The organism is Pseudomonas sp. Irchel s3h14 (assembly GCF_900187425.1).
Classification (GTDB): Bacteria; Pseudomonadota; Gammaproteobacteria; order Pseudomonadales; family Pseudomonadaceae; genus Aquipseudomonas.
In genome coordinates, this window is record NZ_FYDJ01000017.1 from 77,010 (window position 1) to 92,183 (window position 15,174).

Here is a 15,174-nt window from a genome sequence, read left to right on the forward strand (position 1 = left end):
TCCTACTCCAATCAGTTGCGGAACGGGAATTTGAAAGCACGCAACAGGGCGCGACCTTCATCATCGTTCTTGGCAGTGGTGGTCAGGGTAATGTCCAGACCGCGGAGAGCATCGATCTTGTCGTAGTCGATTTCCGGGAAGATGATCTGCTCTTTAACGCCCATGCTGTAGTTACCACGACCATCGAAGGACTTGGCATTCAGGCCGCGGAAGTCGCGAACCCGAGGCAGGGAGATCGACAGCAGACGATCCAGGAACTCGTACATACGCTCACGGCGCAGGGTCACTTTGACGCCGATCGGCCAACCTTCACGGACTTTAAAGCCAGCGATGGATTTCCGAGCGTAGGTCACAACGACTTTCTGGCCGGTGATCTTTTCCAGGTCGGCAACAGCGTGCTCGATGACTTTTTTGTCACCGACCGCTTCGCCCAGACCCATGTTCAGGGTGATTTTTGTAACGCGTGGAACTTCCATCACGTTCGAAAGCTTAAGTTCTTCCTTAAGCTTCGGTGCGATTTCCTTCCAGTAAATCTCTTTTAGTCGTGCCATGGTCTTCTACCTAGCAGTGTTCAAGCATCAACCGCTTTTTGGGTCGACTTGAAGACACGAATTTTCTTGCCGTCTTCTACTTTGAAACCAACGCGGTCAGCCTTGTTGGTTTCGCCGTTGAAAATGGCGACGTTAGAAGCGTCCAGTGGAGCTTCTTTTTCGACGATACCGCCTTGTACGCCCGACGCCGGGTTAGGCTTGGTATGACGCTTAACCAGATTCAGACCACCAATAACCAGACGGTTATTAGCGAGAACCTTAAGCACCTTACCGCGCTTACCTTTGTCTTTGCCGGCGATCACGATGATCTCGTCGTCACGACGAATCTTTTGCATGTCGGATCTCCTTACAGCACTTCTGGGGCGAGCGAGACGATCTTCATGAACTTCTCAGTACGAAGTTCACGGGTCACTGGCCCAAAGATACGGGTGCCGATCGGCTCTTGCTTGTTGTTCAGAAGAACAGCAGCGTTGCCATCAAAGCGGATAATGGAGCCATCAGCACGGCGTACGCCGTGACGAGTGCGGACTACAACAGCAGTCATCACTTGGCCTTTTTTCACTTTACCGCGAGGAATTGCTTCCTTCACGGTAACTTTGATGATGTCACCGATACCAGCGTAACGACGATGGGAGCCACCCAGCACCTTGATGCACATAACACGGCGAGCGCCGCTGTTATCGGCCACATCGAGCATGGATTGAGTCTGAATCATATAATTTCTCCGACCCCTAGTCCTTAGACTTCCACAGCGCGTTCGAGAACATCAACCAGCGCCCAAGACTTGGTCTTGGCCAAAGGACGAGTTTCACGAATAGTGACTTTGTCGCCGATGTGGCACTGATTGGTTTCGTCGTGCGCGTGCAGCTTAGTCGAACGCTTAACGTATTTACCGTAGATCGGGTGCTTAACGCGACGCTCGATCAGAACGGTGATGGTCTTGTCCATTTTGTCGCTGACAACACGGCCAGTCAGCGTACGGACGGTTTTTTCGGCTTCAGCCATGATTACTTACCTGCCTGCTGTTTGAGCACAGTCTTCACGCGAGCGATGTCACGCTTAACTTGCCGGAGCAGGTGAGACTGCCCCAACTGGCCAGTTGCTTTCTGCATGCGCAGATTGAACTGGTCGCGCAGCAGGCCGAGCAGTTGCTCGTTAAGCTGCGGCGCGTCTTTTTCACGAAGTTCGTTCGCTTTCATCACATCACCGTCCGTTTAACGAAGGCAGTGGCGAGCGGCAGCTTTGCAGCAGCCAAGGCAAAAGCCTCACGCGCCAGCTCTTCAGTAACACCCTCGATTTCATACAGGACTTTGCCTGGCTGAATCTGGGCAACCCAGTACTCCACACTACCCTTACCTTTACCCATCCGAACTTCGAGTGGCTTTTTGGAAATAGGCTTGTCCGGGAATACACGGATCCAGATCTTGCCGCCACGTTTAACGTGACGGGTCAGAGCACGACGCGCTGACTCGATCTGACGAGCGGTGAGACGACCACGAGCTACAGACTTCAGCGCGAACTCGCCGAAGCTGACTTTGCTACCGCGCTGTGCCAGACCACGGTTGTGGCCTGTCATCTGCTTGCGGAACTTCGTACGCTTTGGTTGCAACATTTGGCGTACCCCTTACTTAGCAGCTTTTTTACGAGGCGCTGGTGCTTGTGGTTTCAGTTCTTCTTGGCGACCACCAATTACTTCGCCTTTGAAGATCCAAACCTTTACACCGATCACACCGTAAGTGGTGTGAGCTTCGTAGTTGGCATAGTCGATGTCGGCACGCAGGGTGTGCAGTGGCACACGACCTTCGCGATACCATTCAGTACGTGCGATTTCAGCACCGCCGAGACGACCGCTCACTTGGATTTTGATGCCTTTGGCACCAATGCGCATGGCGTTCTGAACAGCGCGCTTCATAGCGCGACGGAACATTACACGACGCTCCAGCTGCTGAGCTACGCTCTGCGCAACCAGCATACCGTCGAGTTCCGGCTTGCGGATCTCTTCGATATTGATGTGCACAGGCACACCCATTTGCTTGGTCAGGTCCTGACGCAGTTTCTCAACATCTTCACCTTTCTTCCCGATAACGATACCTGGACGAGCGGTGTGGATGGTGATACGTGCAGTCTGAGCCGGACGATGGATATCGATACGGCTTACGGACGCGCTTTTTAGTTTGTCTTGGAGATACTCGCGCACCTTCAGATCAGCGAACAAATAGTCCGCATAAGTCCGACCGTCTGCGTACCAGACGGAGGTGTGCTCCTTGACGATTCCCAGGCGAATGCCAATGGGATGTACTTTCTGACCCATCTCTTCGACTCCGTTACTTGTCAGCAACCTTGACAGTGATATGGCAAGACCGCTTGACGATGCGATCAGCACGGCCTTTGGCACGTGGCATGATTCGCTTCAGCGAACGCCCTTCGTTGACGAAAACGGTGCTGACTTTAAGGTCATCAACGTCTGCGCCTTCGTTATGCTCGGCGTTGGCTACGGCCGACTCCAGCACTTTCTTCATGATCTCGGCGGCTTTCTTACTGCTGAAAGCCAACAGGTTGAGCGCTTCGCCCACCTTCTTCCCGCGGATCTGGTCGGCGACCAAGCGGGCTTTCTGGGCGGAGATTCGAGCGCCCGACAACTTAGCGGCTACTTCCATCGTTCCTTACCCCTTAACGCTTGGCTTTCTTGTCTGCCACGTGCCCACGATATGTGCGGGTACCGGCAAACTCGCCCAGTTTGTGGCCGACCATGTCTTCGTTCACGAGAACTGGAACATGTTGACGACCGTTATGCACTGCAATGGTCAAACCGACCATTTGTGGCAGGATCATCGAACGACGCGACCAGGTTTTAACTGGTTTGCGATCGTTCTTTTCCGCCGCCACTTCGATCTTCTTCAGTAGGTGAAGATCAATAAAAGGACCTTTTTTCAGAGAACGTGGCACTGTCGTATCCCTCTATTTACTTGCGACGACGGACGATCATTTTGTCGGTACGCTTATTACCACGAGTCTTCGCGCCCTTAGTCGGGAAGCCCCATGGCGATACCGGATGACGACCACCAGAGGTACGACCTTCACCACCACCATGTGGGTGGTCAACCGGGTTCATGGCAACACCACGAACGGTTGGGCGAACGCCACGCCAGCGTTTGGCACCAGCTTTACCCAGCGAACGCAGGCTGTGCTCGGAGTTCGAGACTTCACCCAGGGTCGCGCGGCATTCAGCCAGCACTTTACGCATCTCACCAGAACGCAGACGCAGGGTCACGTAGACACCTTCACGAGCGATCAGCTGAGCCGAAGCACCAGCGGAACGAGCGATTTGCGCGCCTTTACCTGGCTTCAATTCGATGCCGTGTACGGTGCTACCAACTGGAATGTTACGCAGTTGCAGAGCGTTGCCCGGCTTGATCGGTGCCAGAGCACCTGCGATCAGCTGGTCGCCAGCACTCACGCCTTTAGGGGCGATGATGTAGCGACGCTCGCCATCTGCGTACAGCAGCAGAGCGATGTGAGCAGTACGGTTTGGATCGTATTCAATACGCTCGACAGTGGCAGAGATGCCATCTTTGTCGTTGCGACGGAAATCGACCAGACGATAATGCTGCTTATGGCCACCACCGATGTGACGAGTGGTAATACGACCATTGTTGTTACGACCACCAGTCTTCGATTTTTTCTCGAGCAGCGGTGCGTGAGGAGCGCCTTTATGCAGCTCCTGGTTGACCACCTTGACCACAAAACGGCGGCCAGGGGAAGTCGGTTTGCATTTAACGATTGCCATGATGCACCCCTTCCTTACTCAGCACTGCTGCTGAAATCGAGATCTTGGCCTGGCTGAAGGGAGATAACTGCCTTCTTCCAGTCATTACGCTTGCCCAGACCGCGAGCAGTGCGCTTGCTCTTACCCAGAACATTCAGGGTAGTAACACGCTCTACTTTCACGCTGAACAGGCTTTCGACGGCCTTCTTGATTTCCAGCTTGGTTGCGTCAGTTGCAACCTTGAAAACGAACTGGCCTTTCTTGTCAGCCAGAACCGTAGCCTTCTCGGAAACGTGCGGGCCAAGCAGAACTTTAAATACGCGTTCCTGGTTCATCCCAGCAGCTCCTCGAATTTCTTCACGGCCGACACGGTGATCAACACCTTGTCGTATGCGATCAGACTAACTGGATCGGAACCTTGCACGTCACGTACATCAACGTGTGGCAGGTTACGAGCAGCCAGGTACAGGTTCTGATCAACCACTTCAGACACGATCAAGACGTCAGTCAGGCCCATGCCGGTCAGTTTGTTCAGCAGATCTTTGGTCTTCGGTGCATCAACAGCGAAGTCCTGAACCACAACCAGACGATCAGTACGCACCAGCTCAGCAAGGATGGAGCGCATTGCTGCGCGATACATCTTCTTGTTCAGCTTCTGGGTGTGATCCTGAGGACGAGCTGCGAAAGTGGTACCGCCGCCACGCCAGATTGGGCTACGGATAGTACCGGCACGAGCACGGCCAGTACCTTTCTGACGCCATGGGCGCTTACCGCCACCACGAACGTCGGAACGGGTCTTTTGCTGCTTGCTACCTTGACGGCCGCCGGCCATGTAGGCCACGACTGCTTGGTGAACCAGCGTCTCGTTGAATTCGCCGCCAAATGTCAGTTCGGAAACTTCGATCGCTTGAGCGTCATTTACATTTAATTGCATGTCAGCTTCCCCTTAACCGCGAGCCTTGGCTGCTGGACGTACAACCAAGTTGCCGCCAGTAGCGCCAGGAACAGCGCCCTTGACCAACAACAGATTGCGTTCAGCGTCCACGCGCACTACTTCGAGGGACTGCACGGTCACGCGCTCAGCGCCCATATGACCGGACATTTTTTTGCCCTTGAATACACGACCAGGAGTCTGGCACTGGCCGATAGAGCCTGGAACGCGGTGGGATACGGAGTTACCGTGGGTATTATCTTGCCCGCGGAAATTCCAACGCTTGATCGTACCCTGGAAGCCTTTACCTTTGGACTGACCGGTTACATCAACCAGTTGGCCAGCGGCGAAGATTTCAGCGTTGATCAGATCGCCGGCCTGGTACTCGCCTTCTTCAAGACGGAATTCCATTACGGTACGACCAGCGGCAACGTTCGCTTTAGCGAAGTGGCCAGCTTGAGCAGCTGTAACACGCGAAGCACGACGCTCGCCTACAGTGACTTGCACTGCACGATAGCCATCGGTCTCTTCAGTTTTGAACTGGGTGACGCGATTCGGTTCGATCTCAATGACCGTGACCGGAATGGAGACACCTTCTTCGGTGAAAATACGGGTCATACCGCATTTACGACCGACTACACCAATAGTCATGTTGTAAACCTCATGAGTGTACGGGGCTTTCACCCGCTATGGCCGCCCATTTCAGAGCGTTACACGACTAAGACCGAGTCTTAGCCGAGGCTGATCTGCACTTCCACACCGGCCGCAAGATCAAGCTTCATAAGAGCATCAACGGTTTTATCCGTTGGCTGGACGATGTCCAGAACGCGCTTATGAGTACGGATCTCATACTGGTCACGCGCGTCTTTGTTGACGTGCGGGGAGACCAGAACGGTGAACCGCTCTTTACGGGTAGGCAGTGGAATTGGACCACGCACTTGAGCACCAGTACGTTTCGCGGTTTCCACGATTTCCTGGGTGGATTGGTCGATCAGGCGATGGTCAAAAGCCTTCAACCTGATACGGATTTGCTGATTTTGCATTGGATTTCAGACTCCGGCTGCTATTCCCAGCGAGCGCAATACGCCCGTTAAAAGGAGGCGCAATTCTATAGACGGGCTACTACAGTGTCAACCCAATAAAAAAGCCCCCGCTAGGCGGGGGCTTTTTCAAGTCATCACTTATTAAGCGATGATTTTGGCTACGACGCCAGCGCCGACGGTACGACCGCCTTCACGAATAGCGAAACGCAGACCATCTTCCATTGCGATGGTTTTGATCAGGGTGACAACCATTTTGATGTTGTCGCCTGGCATTACCATTTCAACGCCTTCCGGCAGTTCGCAGTTACCGGTCACGTCAGTGGTCCGGAAGTAGAACTGTGGACGGTAGCCTTTGAAGAACGGAGTGTGGCGACCGCCTTCTTCTTTGCTCAACACGTACACTTCAGCTTCGAAGGTAGTGTGCGGCTTAACCGAACCTGGCTTGACCAGAACCTGGCCACGCTCAACGTCGTCACGCTTGGTGCCGCGCAGCAGCACGCCGCAGTTCTCGCCAGCACGACCTTCGTCGAGCAGCTTACGGAACATTTCAACACCGGTGCAGGTGGTGACGGTAGTGTCACGCAGACCAACGATTTCCAGTGGATCCTGAACCTTGACGATACCGCGCTCGATACGGCCAGTTACAACAGTACCGCGACCGGAGATCGAGAATACGTCTTCGATTGGCATCAGGAACGGCTTGTCGATAACACGGACCGGATCCGGGATGTAGCTATCCAGAGTCTCAACCAGTTTACGAACGGCAGTGGTGCCCATTTCGTTGTCGTCTTGGCCGTTCAGAGCCATCAGAGCCGAACCGATGATGATCGGAGTGTCGTCACCCGGGAAGTCGTAAGTGCTCAGCAGATCGCGCACTTCCATCTCAACCAGTTCCAACAGCTCAGCGTCGTCAACCATGTCAGCCTTGTTCAGGAAGACAACGATGTACGGAACGCCAACCTGACGGGACAGCAGGATGTGCTCACGGGTTTGTGGCATCGGACCATCAGCGGCCGAGCAAACCAGAATAGCGCCGTCCATCTGAGCAGCACCGGTGATCATGTTCTTCACATAGTCAGCGTGACCTGGGCAGTCAACGTGAGCGTAGTGACGGATCAGCGAGTTGTATTCAACGTGCGCGGTGTTGATGGTGATACCACGAGCTTTTTCTTCCGGAGCGCTGTCGATCTTGTCGAAAGCAACAACGGCCGAACCGAAAACTTCGGAGCAGACGCGAGTCAGAGCAGCGGTCAGCGTGGTTTTACCGTGGTCGACGTGACCGATGGTGCCAACGTTGACGTGCGGGAGGGTACGGTCAAATTTTTCTTTAGCCACGACAATTAACTCCTAGCCTAAAGGGGCTGAATCAGCCTTGTTTTTTGGTAACAGTTTCGACGATATGCGACGGAGCTGTATTGTATTTTTTGAATTCCATAGAGTAGCTTGCGCGACCTTGGGACATGGAACGAACGTCGGTTGCGTAACCGAACATCTCACCCAACGGAACCTCAGCGCGAATCACTTTGCCGGAAACCGTGTCTTCCATACCCAGGATCATGCCGCGACGACGGTTAAGGTCGCCCATCACGTCACCCATATAGTCTTCAGGTGTAACAACCTCTACCGCCATGATCGGCTCAAGCAACTCACCACCACCCTTCTGGGCCAGTTGCTTGGTTGCCATGGAAGCAGCCACCTTAAACGCCATCTCGTTGGAGTCGACGTCGTGGTAGGAACCATCAAACACGGTAGCCTTCAGGCCGATCAGCGGATAGCCGGCAACAACGCCGTTCTTCATCTGCTCTTCGATACCCTTCTGGATAGCCGGGATGTATTCCTTAGGAACCACACCACCCACTACTTCGTTCAGGAATTGCAGACCTTCCTGACCTTCGTCAGCAGGAGCAAAACGAATCCAGCAATGACCGAACTGGCCACGACCGCCGGACTGACGAACGAACTTGCCTTCAATTTCGCAGCTCTTCGTGATGCGCTCACGGTACGAAACTTGAGGCTTACCGATGTTGGCTTCGACGTTGAACTCACGGCGCATCCGGTCAACCAGGATGTCCAGGTGCAACTCGCCCATGCCGGAGATGATCGTTTGACCAGTCTCTTCATCAGTCTTGACGCGGAAAGATGGATCTTCCTGAGCAAGCTTGCCCAGAGCGATACCCATTTTTTCCTGGTCGTCCTTGGTCTTAGGCTCTACGGCAACCGAAATAACCGGCTCCGGGAAGTCCATGCGAACCAGGATGATTGGCTTGTCAGCGTTGCACAAAGTTTCACCAGTGGTGACGTCCTTCATGCCGATCAAGGCCGCGATGTCACCAGCGCGCACTTCCTTGATTTCTTCACGGGCGTTTGCGTGCATTTGCACCATACGACCCACGCGCTCTTTCTTGCCTTTAACCGAGTTGATCACGCCGTCGCCGGAGGCCAACACGCCCGAGTAAACCCGAACAAAGGTCAAGGTACCCACGAATGGGTCGGTAGCGATCTTGAACGCCAGAGCCGAGAACGGCTCGCTGTCGTCTGCGTGACGCTCCATTTCCTGGGTCTCGTCATCCGGGTCAGTACCCTTGATGGCAGGAATGTCGCTTGGAGCAGGCAGGTAGTCGATAACGGCGTCGAGAACCAGGGGAACACCCTTGTTCTTGAAGGAAGAACCGCAAACAGCCAGAACGATCTCACCAGCGATAGTACGCTGACGCAGAGCGGCCTTGATTTCCTCGTTGGTGAGCTCTTCACCTTCGAGGTACTTGTTCATCAGCTCTTCGCTGGCTTCAGCCGCAGCTTCAACCATGTTGCCGCGCCATTCGTCAGCCAATTCCTGCAGTTCAGCAGGGATAGGCTTGCGAACTGGAACCATGCCTTTGTCAGAGTCATTCCAGTAAACAGCTTCCATTGCCATCAGATCGATCTGACCCTGGAAGTTGTCTTCGGAACCGATAGCCAACTGGATTGGCACCGGGGTGTGACCCAGACGCTGCTTGATCTGACCGATCACGCGCAGGAAGTTCGCACCAGCACGGTCCATCTTGTTTACGTAAACAAGACGTGGAACGCCGTATTTGTTGGCTTGACGCCATACGGTTTCCGACTGAGGCTCAACGCCCGAGGTGCCGCAGAACACAACGACCGCGCCATCGAGTACACGCAGGGAACGTTCAACTTCAATAGTGAAGTCAACGTGGCCCGGGGTATCAATAACGTTGAAGCGGTATTGGTCCTTGTGCTGCTTCTCGGAACCCTGCCAGAAGGCGGTAATAGCAGCAGAAGTAATGGTAATACCACGCTCCTGCTCCTGCACCATCCAGTCTGTGGTCGCGGCGCCGTCATGCACCTCGCCCATCTTGTGACTTTTGCCAGTGTAAAAAAGGACGCGCTCGGTGGTGGTGGTTTTACCAGCATCCACGTGAGCAACGATACCAATGTTACGGTAGCGATTAATCGGTGTAGTACGAGCCATAAAGCCCTCGCAAAATTAGTGACGCTAAAATTAGAAGCGGTAGTGCGAGAAAGCCTTGTTGGCTTCAGCCATACGGTGCACGTCTTCACGCTTCTTAACTGCAGCACCTTTGCCTTCAGCGGCGTCCAGCAGTTCGCCAGCCAAACGCAGAGCCATAGACTTCTCGCCGCGCTTGCGGGCGAAGTCTACCAACCAGCGCATTGCCAGAGCGTTACGACGGGACGGACGAACTTCGACCGGAACCTGGTAAGTAGCACCGCCTACACGGCGCGACTTTACTTCGACCAGCGGAGCGATGGCGTCGAGAGCTTTCTCGAAGATTTCCAGGGGATCGCTGTTCTTGCGCTCTTTAACTTTTTCCAGCGCGCCATAAACGATACGCTCGGCAACGGCTTTCTTGCCGCTTTCCATCACGTGGTTCATGAACTTGGCCAGGATCTGGCTGCCGTATTTTGGATCGTCAAGCACTTCGCGCTTGGCTGCTACGCGTCTTCTTGGCATGGATAAGCCCTCAAACGGTCTTCAGGTTCGCTCGGAATCGGTGCCCTTTCGGGACGCCTCCGACCTTACTCTTATCGACTCAGAAAAATAGAAAATCAGTTTTTACAAAAAGCCACTACTACTTAGGCTTCTTGGTACCGTACTTCGAACGACCCTGGTTACGACCTTTAACGCCGGAAGTATCCAACGAACCGCGTACGGTGTGGTAACGAACACCTGGCAAGTCTTTTACACGACCGCCGCGGATCAGTACCACGCTGTGCTCTTGCAGGTTGTGGCCTTCACCGCCGATGTACGAGGAAACCTCGAAACCGTTGGTCAGACGCACACGGCATACTTTACGCAGTGCCGAGTTAGGTTTTTTCGGCGTGGTGGTATACACACGGGTGCATACGCCACGACGTTGCGGGCAGTTCTGCAGCGCAGGCACGTCGGATTTCTCGACGATACGCTTACGCGGCTGACGTACCAGCTGGTTGATAGTTGCCATCTACTAGCTCCACTGTTGTCTTGCGACGCTATTGTCTTGCAAGAAAAGCAAAATGGCAGGAACGAATTCCCGCCAAATTTAGGGGTACAAGAGTCTAAAGAGGATCTTGCCCCCAGTCAAGGCAAGGCCCCGACCTCCCCGCTCATCGAACCTCGACAAATTGTCTCGATTCGATGAACGGGACGGCCAGGGCCTTACGCTCATTTATCGCAGAACTCAGTTACCGCTCGAGTTCAGCGCTTCGGTCAGTGCAGCTTCCACTTCACTGGCGCTTACGCGCAACGGTTTGTCAGCATCACGGCGGCGCTTGCGCTCGCTGTGATAAGCCAGACCGGTACCAGCCGGGATCAGACGACCCACGACCACGTTTTCTTTCAGGCCGCGCAAGTAATCGCGCTTGCCGGTTACCGCCGCTTCGGTCAGAACGCGAGTGGTTTCCTGGAAGGAAGCCGCCGAGATGAACGATTCAGTGGACAACGACGCCTTGGTGATACCCAACAGCACGCGAGTGAACTTGGAAACGAATTTCTCGTCGCCAGCCAGACGCTCGTTCTCTACCAGAACGTGAGTCAACTCCATCTGGTCACCCTTGATGAAAGTCGAGTCGCCGGATTCAGCGATTTCAACCTTACGCAACATCTGACGCAGGATGGTCTCGATGTGCTTGTCGTTGATCTTCACGCCTTGCAGACGGTAAACGTCCTGGATCTCGTTCACGATGTACTTGGCCAGCGCACTCACACCCAGCAGACGCAGGATGTCGTGTGGATCGCTCGGGCCGTCGGAGATAACTTCGCCGCGGTTTACCTGTTCGCCTTCGAAGACGTTCAGGTGACGCCACTTCGGAATCAGCTCTTCGTACGGATCGGTGCCGTCGTTCGGAGTGATAACCAGACGGCGTTTGCCTTTGGTCTCTTTACCGAACGCGATGGTGCCGCTGACTTCAGCCAGAATCGAGGCTTCTTTCGGACGACGGGCTTCGAACAAGTCGGCAACACGCGGCAGACCACCGGTGATGTCACGGGTCTTCGAAGTCTCTTGCGGAATACGAGCGATAACATCACCGATCGCGATTTTCGCACCGTCCGCTACACCGACCAGGGCGTTAGCAGGCAGGAAGTACTGAGCAATTACGTCGGTACCCGGCAGCAAGAGATCCTTGCCGTTGTCATCAACCATCTTCACAGCAGGACGGATATCTTTACCGGCAGCTGGACGGTCTTTGGCGTCGAGTACTTCAATGTTGGTCATACCGGTCAATTCGTCAGTCTGACGCTTGATCGTGATGCCTTCTTCCATGCCCACGTAGGTCACGGTACCTTTCATTTCGGTAACGATTGGGTGAGTGTGCGGATCCCACTTGGCCACGATTGCGCCAGCGTCGACCTTGTCACCTTCTTTAACCGAAATCACAGCACCGTACGGCAGCTTGTAACGCTCGCGCTCACGACCGAAGTCATCAGCGATTGCCAGCTCACCGGAACGGGACACAGCAACCAGGCAACCATCCACTCGCTCAACGTGCTTCAGGTTGTGCAGACGGACGGTACCGCCATTCTTCACCTGAACGCTGTCGGCTGCGGAGGTCCGGCTTGCCGCACCACCGATGTGGAACGTACGCATGGTCAACTGGGTACCCGGCTCACCGATGGACTGGGCAGCGATAACGCCGACCGCTTCACCGATGTTCACCTGGTGACCACGAGCCAAATCACGGCCGTAGCACTTGGCGCAAATGCCGTAGCGGGTTTCGCAGCTGATCGGCGAACGCACGATCACTTCATCGATGCTGTTCAGCTCGATGAACTCGACCCACTTCTCGTCTACCAGTGTGCCGGCAGGAACGATGATTTCTTCGGTACCTGGCTTGAACACGTCACGGGCAATAACACGACCCAATACGCGCTCACCCAGCGGCTCAACAACGTCACCGCCTTCAATGTGCGGAGTCATTACCAGGCCATGCTCGGTGCCGCAATCGATCTCGGTCACTACCAGATCCTGCGCCACGTCTACCAGACGACGAGTCAGGTAACCGGAGTTCGCAGTTTTCAACGCGGTATCCGCCAAACCTTTACGAGCACCGTGAGTCGAGATGAAGTACTGAAGTACGCTCAAACCTTCACGGAAGTTCGCAGTAATCGGCGTTTCGATGATGGAACCGTCCGGCTTGGCCATCAGGCCACGCATACCGGCGAGCTGACGGATCTGCGCAGCAGAACCCCGTGCGCCCGAGTCGGCCATCATGTACATCGAGTTGAAAGACTCTTGGTCGACTTCGACGCCATGGCGGTCGATGACTTTCTCTTTCGAGAGGTTGGCCATCATCGCCTTGGAAACTTCGTCGTTCGCCTTGGACCAAAGGTCGATTACTTTGTTGTACTTCTCGCCCTGGGTTACCAGGCCGGAGGCGTACTGACTTTCGATCTCTTTCACTTCATCAGTAGCAGCATTGATGATGCGGGCTTTTTCATCCGGGATAACGAAGTCGTTAACACCGATGGAAACGCCGGAAATGGTCGAATAGGCAAAACCGGTGTACATCAACTGGTCAGCGAAGATCACGGTCTCTTTCAAACCAACCACGCGGTAGCACTGGTTGATCAGCTTGGAGATCGCCTTTTTCTTCATCGGCTGGTTGACGACGTCGTACGACAGGCCAGGTGGAACAACCTGGAACAACAGCGCACGGCCGACAGTGGTGTCGACGATACGAGTGCCGCTCACGCTGCCGCCATCACGGTCGTTGACGGTTTCGTTGATCCGCACTTTGACTTTAGCGTGCAGTGCGGCTTCGCCGGCACGGAACACACGGTCAACTTCTTGCAGATCCGCGAACACACGACCTTCGCCCTTGGCGTTGATCGCTTCACGAGTCATGTAGTACAGACCCAATACAACGTCCTGCGACGGAACGATGATTGGCTCACCGTTGGCTGGCGACAGAATGTTGTTGGTCGACATCATCAACGCACGCGCTTCCAACTGGGCTTCCAGTGTCAGCGGTACGTGCACGGCCATTTGGTCGCCGTCGAAGTCGGCGTTGTACGCAGCACAGACCAACGGGTGCAGCTGGATAGCCTTACCTTCGATCAGTACCGGTTCAAACGCCTGGATACCCAGACGGTGAAGGGTCGGTGCACGGTTGAGGAGAACCGGGTGTTCACGGATCACTTCAGCGAGAACGTCCCAAACCTCTGGCAGCTCGCGCTCGACCATCTTCTTGGCAGCTTTGATGGTGGTAGCGAGACCACGCATTTCCAGCTTGCCGAAAATGAACGGCTTGAACAGCTCGAGAGCCATCTTCTTCGGCAGACCGCACTGGTGCAGACGCAGGGTCGGACCTACGGTAATTACCGAACGACCGGAGTAGTCAACACGCTTACCGAGCAAGTTCTGACGGAAACGACCTTGTTTACCCTTGATCATGTCAGCCAGGGATTTCAGAGGACGCTTGTTGGAACCGGTGATAGCGCGGCCACGACGACCGTTATCGAGCAGTGCATCGACAGCTTCCTGCAACATACGCTTTTCGTTGCGCACGATGATGTCCGGAGCGGACAGATCAAGCAGGCGCTTCAAGCGGTTGTTACGGTTGATCACTCGACGATACAGATCGTTGAGGTCGGAAGTCGCGAAGCGACCGCCATCCAGCGGGACCAGTGGACGCAGATCTGGCGGCAGAACCGGCAGAACGGTCAGCACCATCCATTCTGGAAGGTTGCCGGAACCCTGGAAGGCTTCCATCAACTTCAGACGCTTGGACAGCTTCTTGATTTTGGTTTCGGAGTTGGTTTGCGGAATTTCTTCACGCAGACGGCCAATCTCGTGTTCCAGGTCGATAGCGTGCAGCAGTTCACGGACAGCTTCGGCACCCATGCGGGCATCGAAATCGTCGCCGAACTCTTCCAGCGCTTCGAAGTACTGCTCGTCGTTGAGCAGCTGACCTTTTTCAAGGGTGGTCATGCCTGGATCGATAACGACATAGCTCTCGAAGTAGAGAACGCGTTCGATATCACGCAGGGTCATGTCCATCAGCAAGCCGATACGCGACGGCAGCGATTTCAGGAACCAGATGTGGGCAACCGGGGAAGCCAGTTCGATGTGCGCCATGCGCTCACGACGAACTTTGGCCAGCGCGACTTCAACGCCGCACTTCTCGCAGATCACACCGCGGTGCTTCAAGCGCTTGTACTTACCGCACAGGCACTCGTAATCCTTTACCGGGCCAAAGATCTTGGCGCAGAACAGGCCGTCACGCTCAGGTTTGAACGTACGGTAGTTGATGGTTTCCGGCTTTTTAACTTCACCGAACGACCACGAACGGATCATCTCAGGCGATGCCAATCCAATACGGATGGCGTCGAACTCTTCGACTTGACCCTGGTTTTTCAGCAAATTCAGTAGGTCTTTCAAGGCC

At 54.6% G+C, this 15,174-nt stretch carries 19 protein-coding genes; all 19 read right to left on the bottom strand.

Translation table 11 applies throughout. The features are described 5' to 3' along the window. Positions 1–11: 11 nt before the first annotated feature. Positions 12–551, bottom strand: a complete 540-nt coding sequence (gene rplE / locus CKW16_RS24765; RefSeq protein WP_003176415.1) for a 50S ribosomal protein L5 — start codon at positions 549–551, stop codon at positions 12–14. Positions 552–571: 20 nt separating this feature from the next. Continuing rightward, positions 572–886 carry a 50S ribosomal protein L24 gene (rplX, locus tag CKW16_RS24770; protein WP_008145498.1) on the bottom strand — a complete coding sequence of 105 codons (315 nt, stop codon included), beginning with the start codon at positions 884–886 and terminating at the stop codon, positions 572–574. 11 nt (positions 887–897) lie between these two features. Further along, positions 898–1,266 (bottom strand): 50S ribosomal protein L14, encoded by a 369-nt coding sequence (gene rplN / locus CKW16_RS24775; protein ID WP_002555479.1) that lies wholly within the window; start codon positions 1,264–1,266, stop codon positions 898–900. Positions 1,267–1,289: 23 nt separating this feature from the next. After that, complete coding sequence (rpsQ, locus tag CKW16_RS24780; RefSeq protein WP_003176419.1) at positions 1,290–1,556, bottom strand: 30S ribosomal protein S17; 267 nt, start codon at positions 1,554–1,556, stop codon at positions 1,290–1,292. Positions 1,557–1,558: 2 nt separating this feature from the next. Then, positions 1,559–1,750, bottom strand: a complete 192-nt coding sequence (gene rpmC, locus CKW16_RS24785) for a 50S ribosomal protein L29 (protein ID WP_008030901.1) — start codon at positions 1,748–1,750, stop codon at positions 1,559–1,561. Further along, positions 1,750–2,163 carry a 50S ribosomal protein L16 gene (gene rplP / locus CKW16_RS24790; protein WP_008145497.1) on the bottom strand — a complete coding sequence of 138 codons (414 nt, stop codon included), beginning with the start codon at positions 2,161–2,163 and terminating at the stop codon, positions 1,750–1,752. Before rplP ends, rpmC begins: the two co-directional genes overlap by 1 nt. A gap of 12 nt (positions 2,164–2,175) precedes the next feature. Then, on the bottom strand, positions 2,176–2,862 hold the full coding sequence (gene rpsC, locus CKW16_RS24795) for a 30S ribosomal protein S3 (protein ID WP_003176422.1): 687 nt from the start codon (positions 2,860–2,862) through the stop codon (positions 2,176–2,178). A 13-nt stretch (positions 2,863–2,875) separates the two neighbouring features. Continuing rightward, the gene (gene rplV / locus CKW16_RS24800) at positions 2,876–3,208 is read right to left on the bottom strand and encodes a 50S ribosomal protein L22 (RefSeq protein WP_003103908.1); all 333 of its coding nucleotides are present in this window, start codon (positions 3,206–3,208) and stop codon (positions 2,876–2,878) included. A 13-nt stretch (positions 3,209–3,221) separates the two neighbouring features. Continuing rightward, positions 3,222–3,497, bottom strand: a complete 276-nt coding sequence (gene rpsS, locus CKW16_RS24805) for a 30S ribosomal protein S19 (protein ID WP_002555486.1) — start codon at positions 3,495–3,497, stop codon at positions 3,222–3,224. Positions 3,498–3,513: 16 nt separating this feature from the next. Continuing rightward, positions 3,514–4,338: a 50S ribosomal protein L2 gene (gene rplB, locus CKW16_RS24810; RefSeq protein ID WP_003176423.1), complete on the bottom strand. Its 825-nt coding sequence runs from the start codon at positions 4,336–4,338 to the stop codon at positions 3,514–3,516. Positions 4,339–4,352: 14 nt separating this feature from the next. Then, positions 4,353–4,652: a 50S ribosomal protein L23 gene (rplW, locus tag CKW16_RS24815; protein WP_002555488.1), complete on the bottom strand. Its 300-nt coding sequence runs from the start codon at positions 4,650–4,652 to the stop codon at positions 4,353–4,355. Next, positions 4,649–5,251 (bottom strand): 50S ribosomal protein L4, encoded by a 603-nt coding sequence (rplD, locus tag CKW16_RS24820; protein ID WP_007896707.1) that lies wholly within the window; start codon positions 5,249–5,251, stop codon positions 4,649–4,651. Before rplD ends, rplW begins: the two co-directional genes overlap by 4 nt. A gap of 12 nt (positions 5,252–5,263) precedes the next feature. Next, complete coding sequence (gene rplC / locus CKW16_RS24825; RefSeq protein WP_003186059.1) at positions 5,264–5,899, bottom strand: 50S ribosomal protein L3; 636 nt, start codon at positions 5,897–5,899, stop codon at positions 5,264–5,266. Between the two features lie 80 nt (positions 5,900–5,979). Continuing rightward, positions 5,980–6,291 (bottom strand): 30S ribosomal protein S10, encoded by a 312-nt coding sequence (gene rpsJ / locus CKW16_RS24830; RefSeq protein ID WP_003186070.1) that lies wholly within the window; start codon positions 6,289–6,291, stop codon positions 5,980–5,982. Positions 6,292–6,432: 141 nt separating this feature from the next. After that, positions 6,433–7,626 carry an elongation factor Tu gene (gene tuf, locus CKW16_RS24835; protein ID WP_008145495.1) on the bottom strand — a complete coding sequence of 398 codons (1,194 nt, stop codon included), beginning with the start codon at positions 7,624–7,626 and terminating at the stop codon, positions 6,433–6,435. A 31-nt stretch (positions 7,627–7,657) separates the two neighbouring features. Then, entirely contained in the window at positions 7,658–9,763 is a 2,106-nt protein-coding gene (fusA, locus tag CKW16_RS24840) for an elongation factor G (protein WP_046047316.1), read from the bottom strand. 30 nt (positions 9,764–9,793) lie between these two features. Next, the gene (gene rpsG, locus CKW16_RS24845; protein WP_002555493.1) at positions 9,794–10,264 is read right to left on the bottom strand and encodes a 30S ribosomal protein S7; all 471 of its coding nucleotides are present in this window, start codon (positions 10,262–10,264) and stop codon (positions 9,794–9,796) included. A 118-nt stretch (positions 10,265–10,382) separates the two neighbouring features. Continuing rightward, positions 10,383–10,754 (bottom strand): 30S ribosomal protein S12, encoded by a 372-nt coding sequence (gene rpsL / locus CKW16_RS24850; RefSeq protein WP_002555494.1) that lies wholly within the window; start codon positions 10,752–10,754, stop codon positions 10,383–10,385. Positions 10,755–10,970: 216 nt separating this feature from the next. Beyond that, on the bottom strand, positions 10,971–15,170 hold the full coding sequence (rpoC, locus tag CKW16_RS24855; protein WP_046047315.1) for a DNA-directed RNA polymerase subunit beta': 4,200 nt from the start codon (positions 15,168–15,170) through the stop codon (positions 10,971–10,973). Between the last annotated feature and the right edge of the window lie 4 nt (positions 15,171–15,174).

Bases quoted from the DNA above. Each gene is read 5' to 3' on its own strand.
- rplW (WP_002555488.1), bottom strand. From the start codon at position 4,652: ATGAACCAGGAACGCGTATTTAAAGTTCTGCTTGGCCCGCACGTTTCC.
- rplP (WP_008145497.1), bottom strand. From the start codon at position 2,163: ATGTTGCAACCAAAGCGTACGAAGTTCCGCAAGCAGATGACAGGCCAC.
- rplE (WP_003176415.1), bottom strand. From the start codon at position 551: ATGGCACGACTAAAAGAGATTTACTGGAAGGAAATCGCACCGAAGCTT.
- rplD (WP_007896707.1), bottom strand. From the start codon at position 5,251: ATGCAATTAAATGTAAATGACGCTCAAGCGATCGAAGTTTCCGAACTG.
- rpsJ (WP_003186070.1), bottom strand. From the start codon at position 6,291: ATGCAAAATCAGCAAATCCGTATCAGGTTGAAGGCTTTTGACCATCGC.
- fusA (WP_046047316.1), bottom strand. From the start codon at position 9,763: ATGGCTCGTACTACACCGATTAATCGCTACCGTAACATTGGTATCGTT.
- rpsC (WP_003176422.1), bottom strand. From the start codon at position 2,862: ATGGGTCAGAAAGTACATCCCATTGGCATTCGCCTGGGAATCGTCAAG.
- rplX (WP_008145498.1), bottom strand. From the start codon at position 886: ATGCAAAAGATTCGTCGTGACGACGAGATCATCGTGATCGCCGGCAAA.
- rpsG (WP_002555493.1), bottom strand. From the start codon at position 10,264: ATGCCAAGAAGACGCGTAGCAGCCAAGCGCGAAGTGCTTGACGATCCA.
- rpsL (WP_002555494.1), bottom strand. From the start codon at position 10,754: ATGGCAACTATCAACCAGCTGGTACGTCAGCCGCGTAAGCGTATCGTC.
- rplB (WP_003176423.1), bottom strand. From the start codon at position 4,338: ATGGCAATCGTTAAATGCAAACCGACTTCCCCTGGCCGCCGTTTTGTG.
- rplN (WP_002555479.1), bottom strand. From the start codon at position 1,266: ATGATTCAGACTCAATCCATGCTCGATGTGGCCGATAACAGCGGCGCT.
- rpmC (WP_008030901.1), bottom strand. From the start codon at position 1,750: ATGAAAGCGAACGAACTTCGTGAAAAAGACGCGCCGCAGCTTAACGAG.
- rplC (WP_003186059.1), bottom strand. From the start codon at position 5,899: ATGACTATTGGTGTAGTCGGTCGTAAATGCGGTATGACCCGTATTTTC.
- rplV (WP_003103908.1), bottom strand. From the start codon at position 3,208: ATGGAAGTAGCCGCTAAGTTGTCGGGCGCTCGAATCTCCGCCCAGAAA.
- rpsQ (WP_003176419.1), bottom strand. From the start codon at position 1,556: ATGGCTGAAGCCGAAAAAACCGTCCGTACGCTGACTGGCCGTGTTGTC.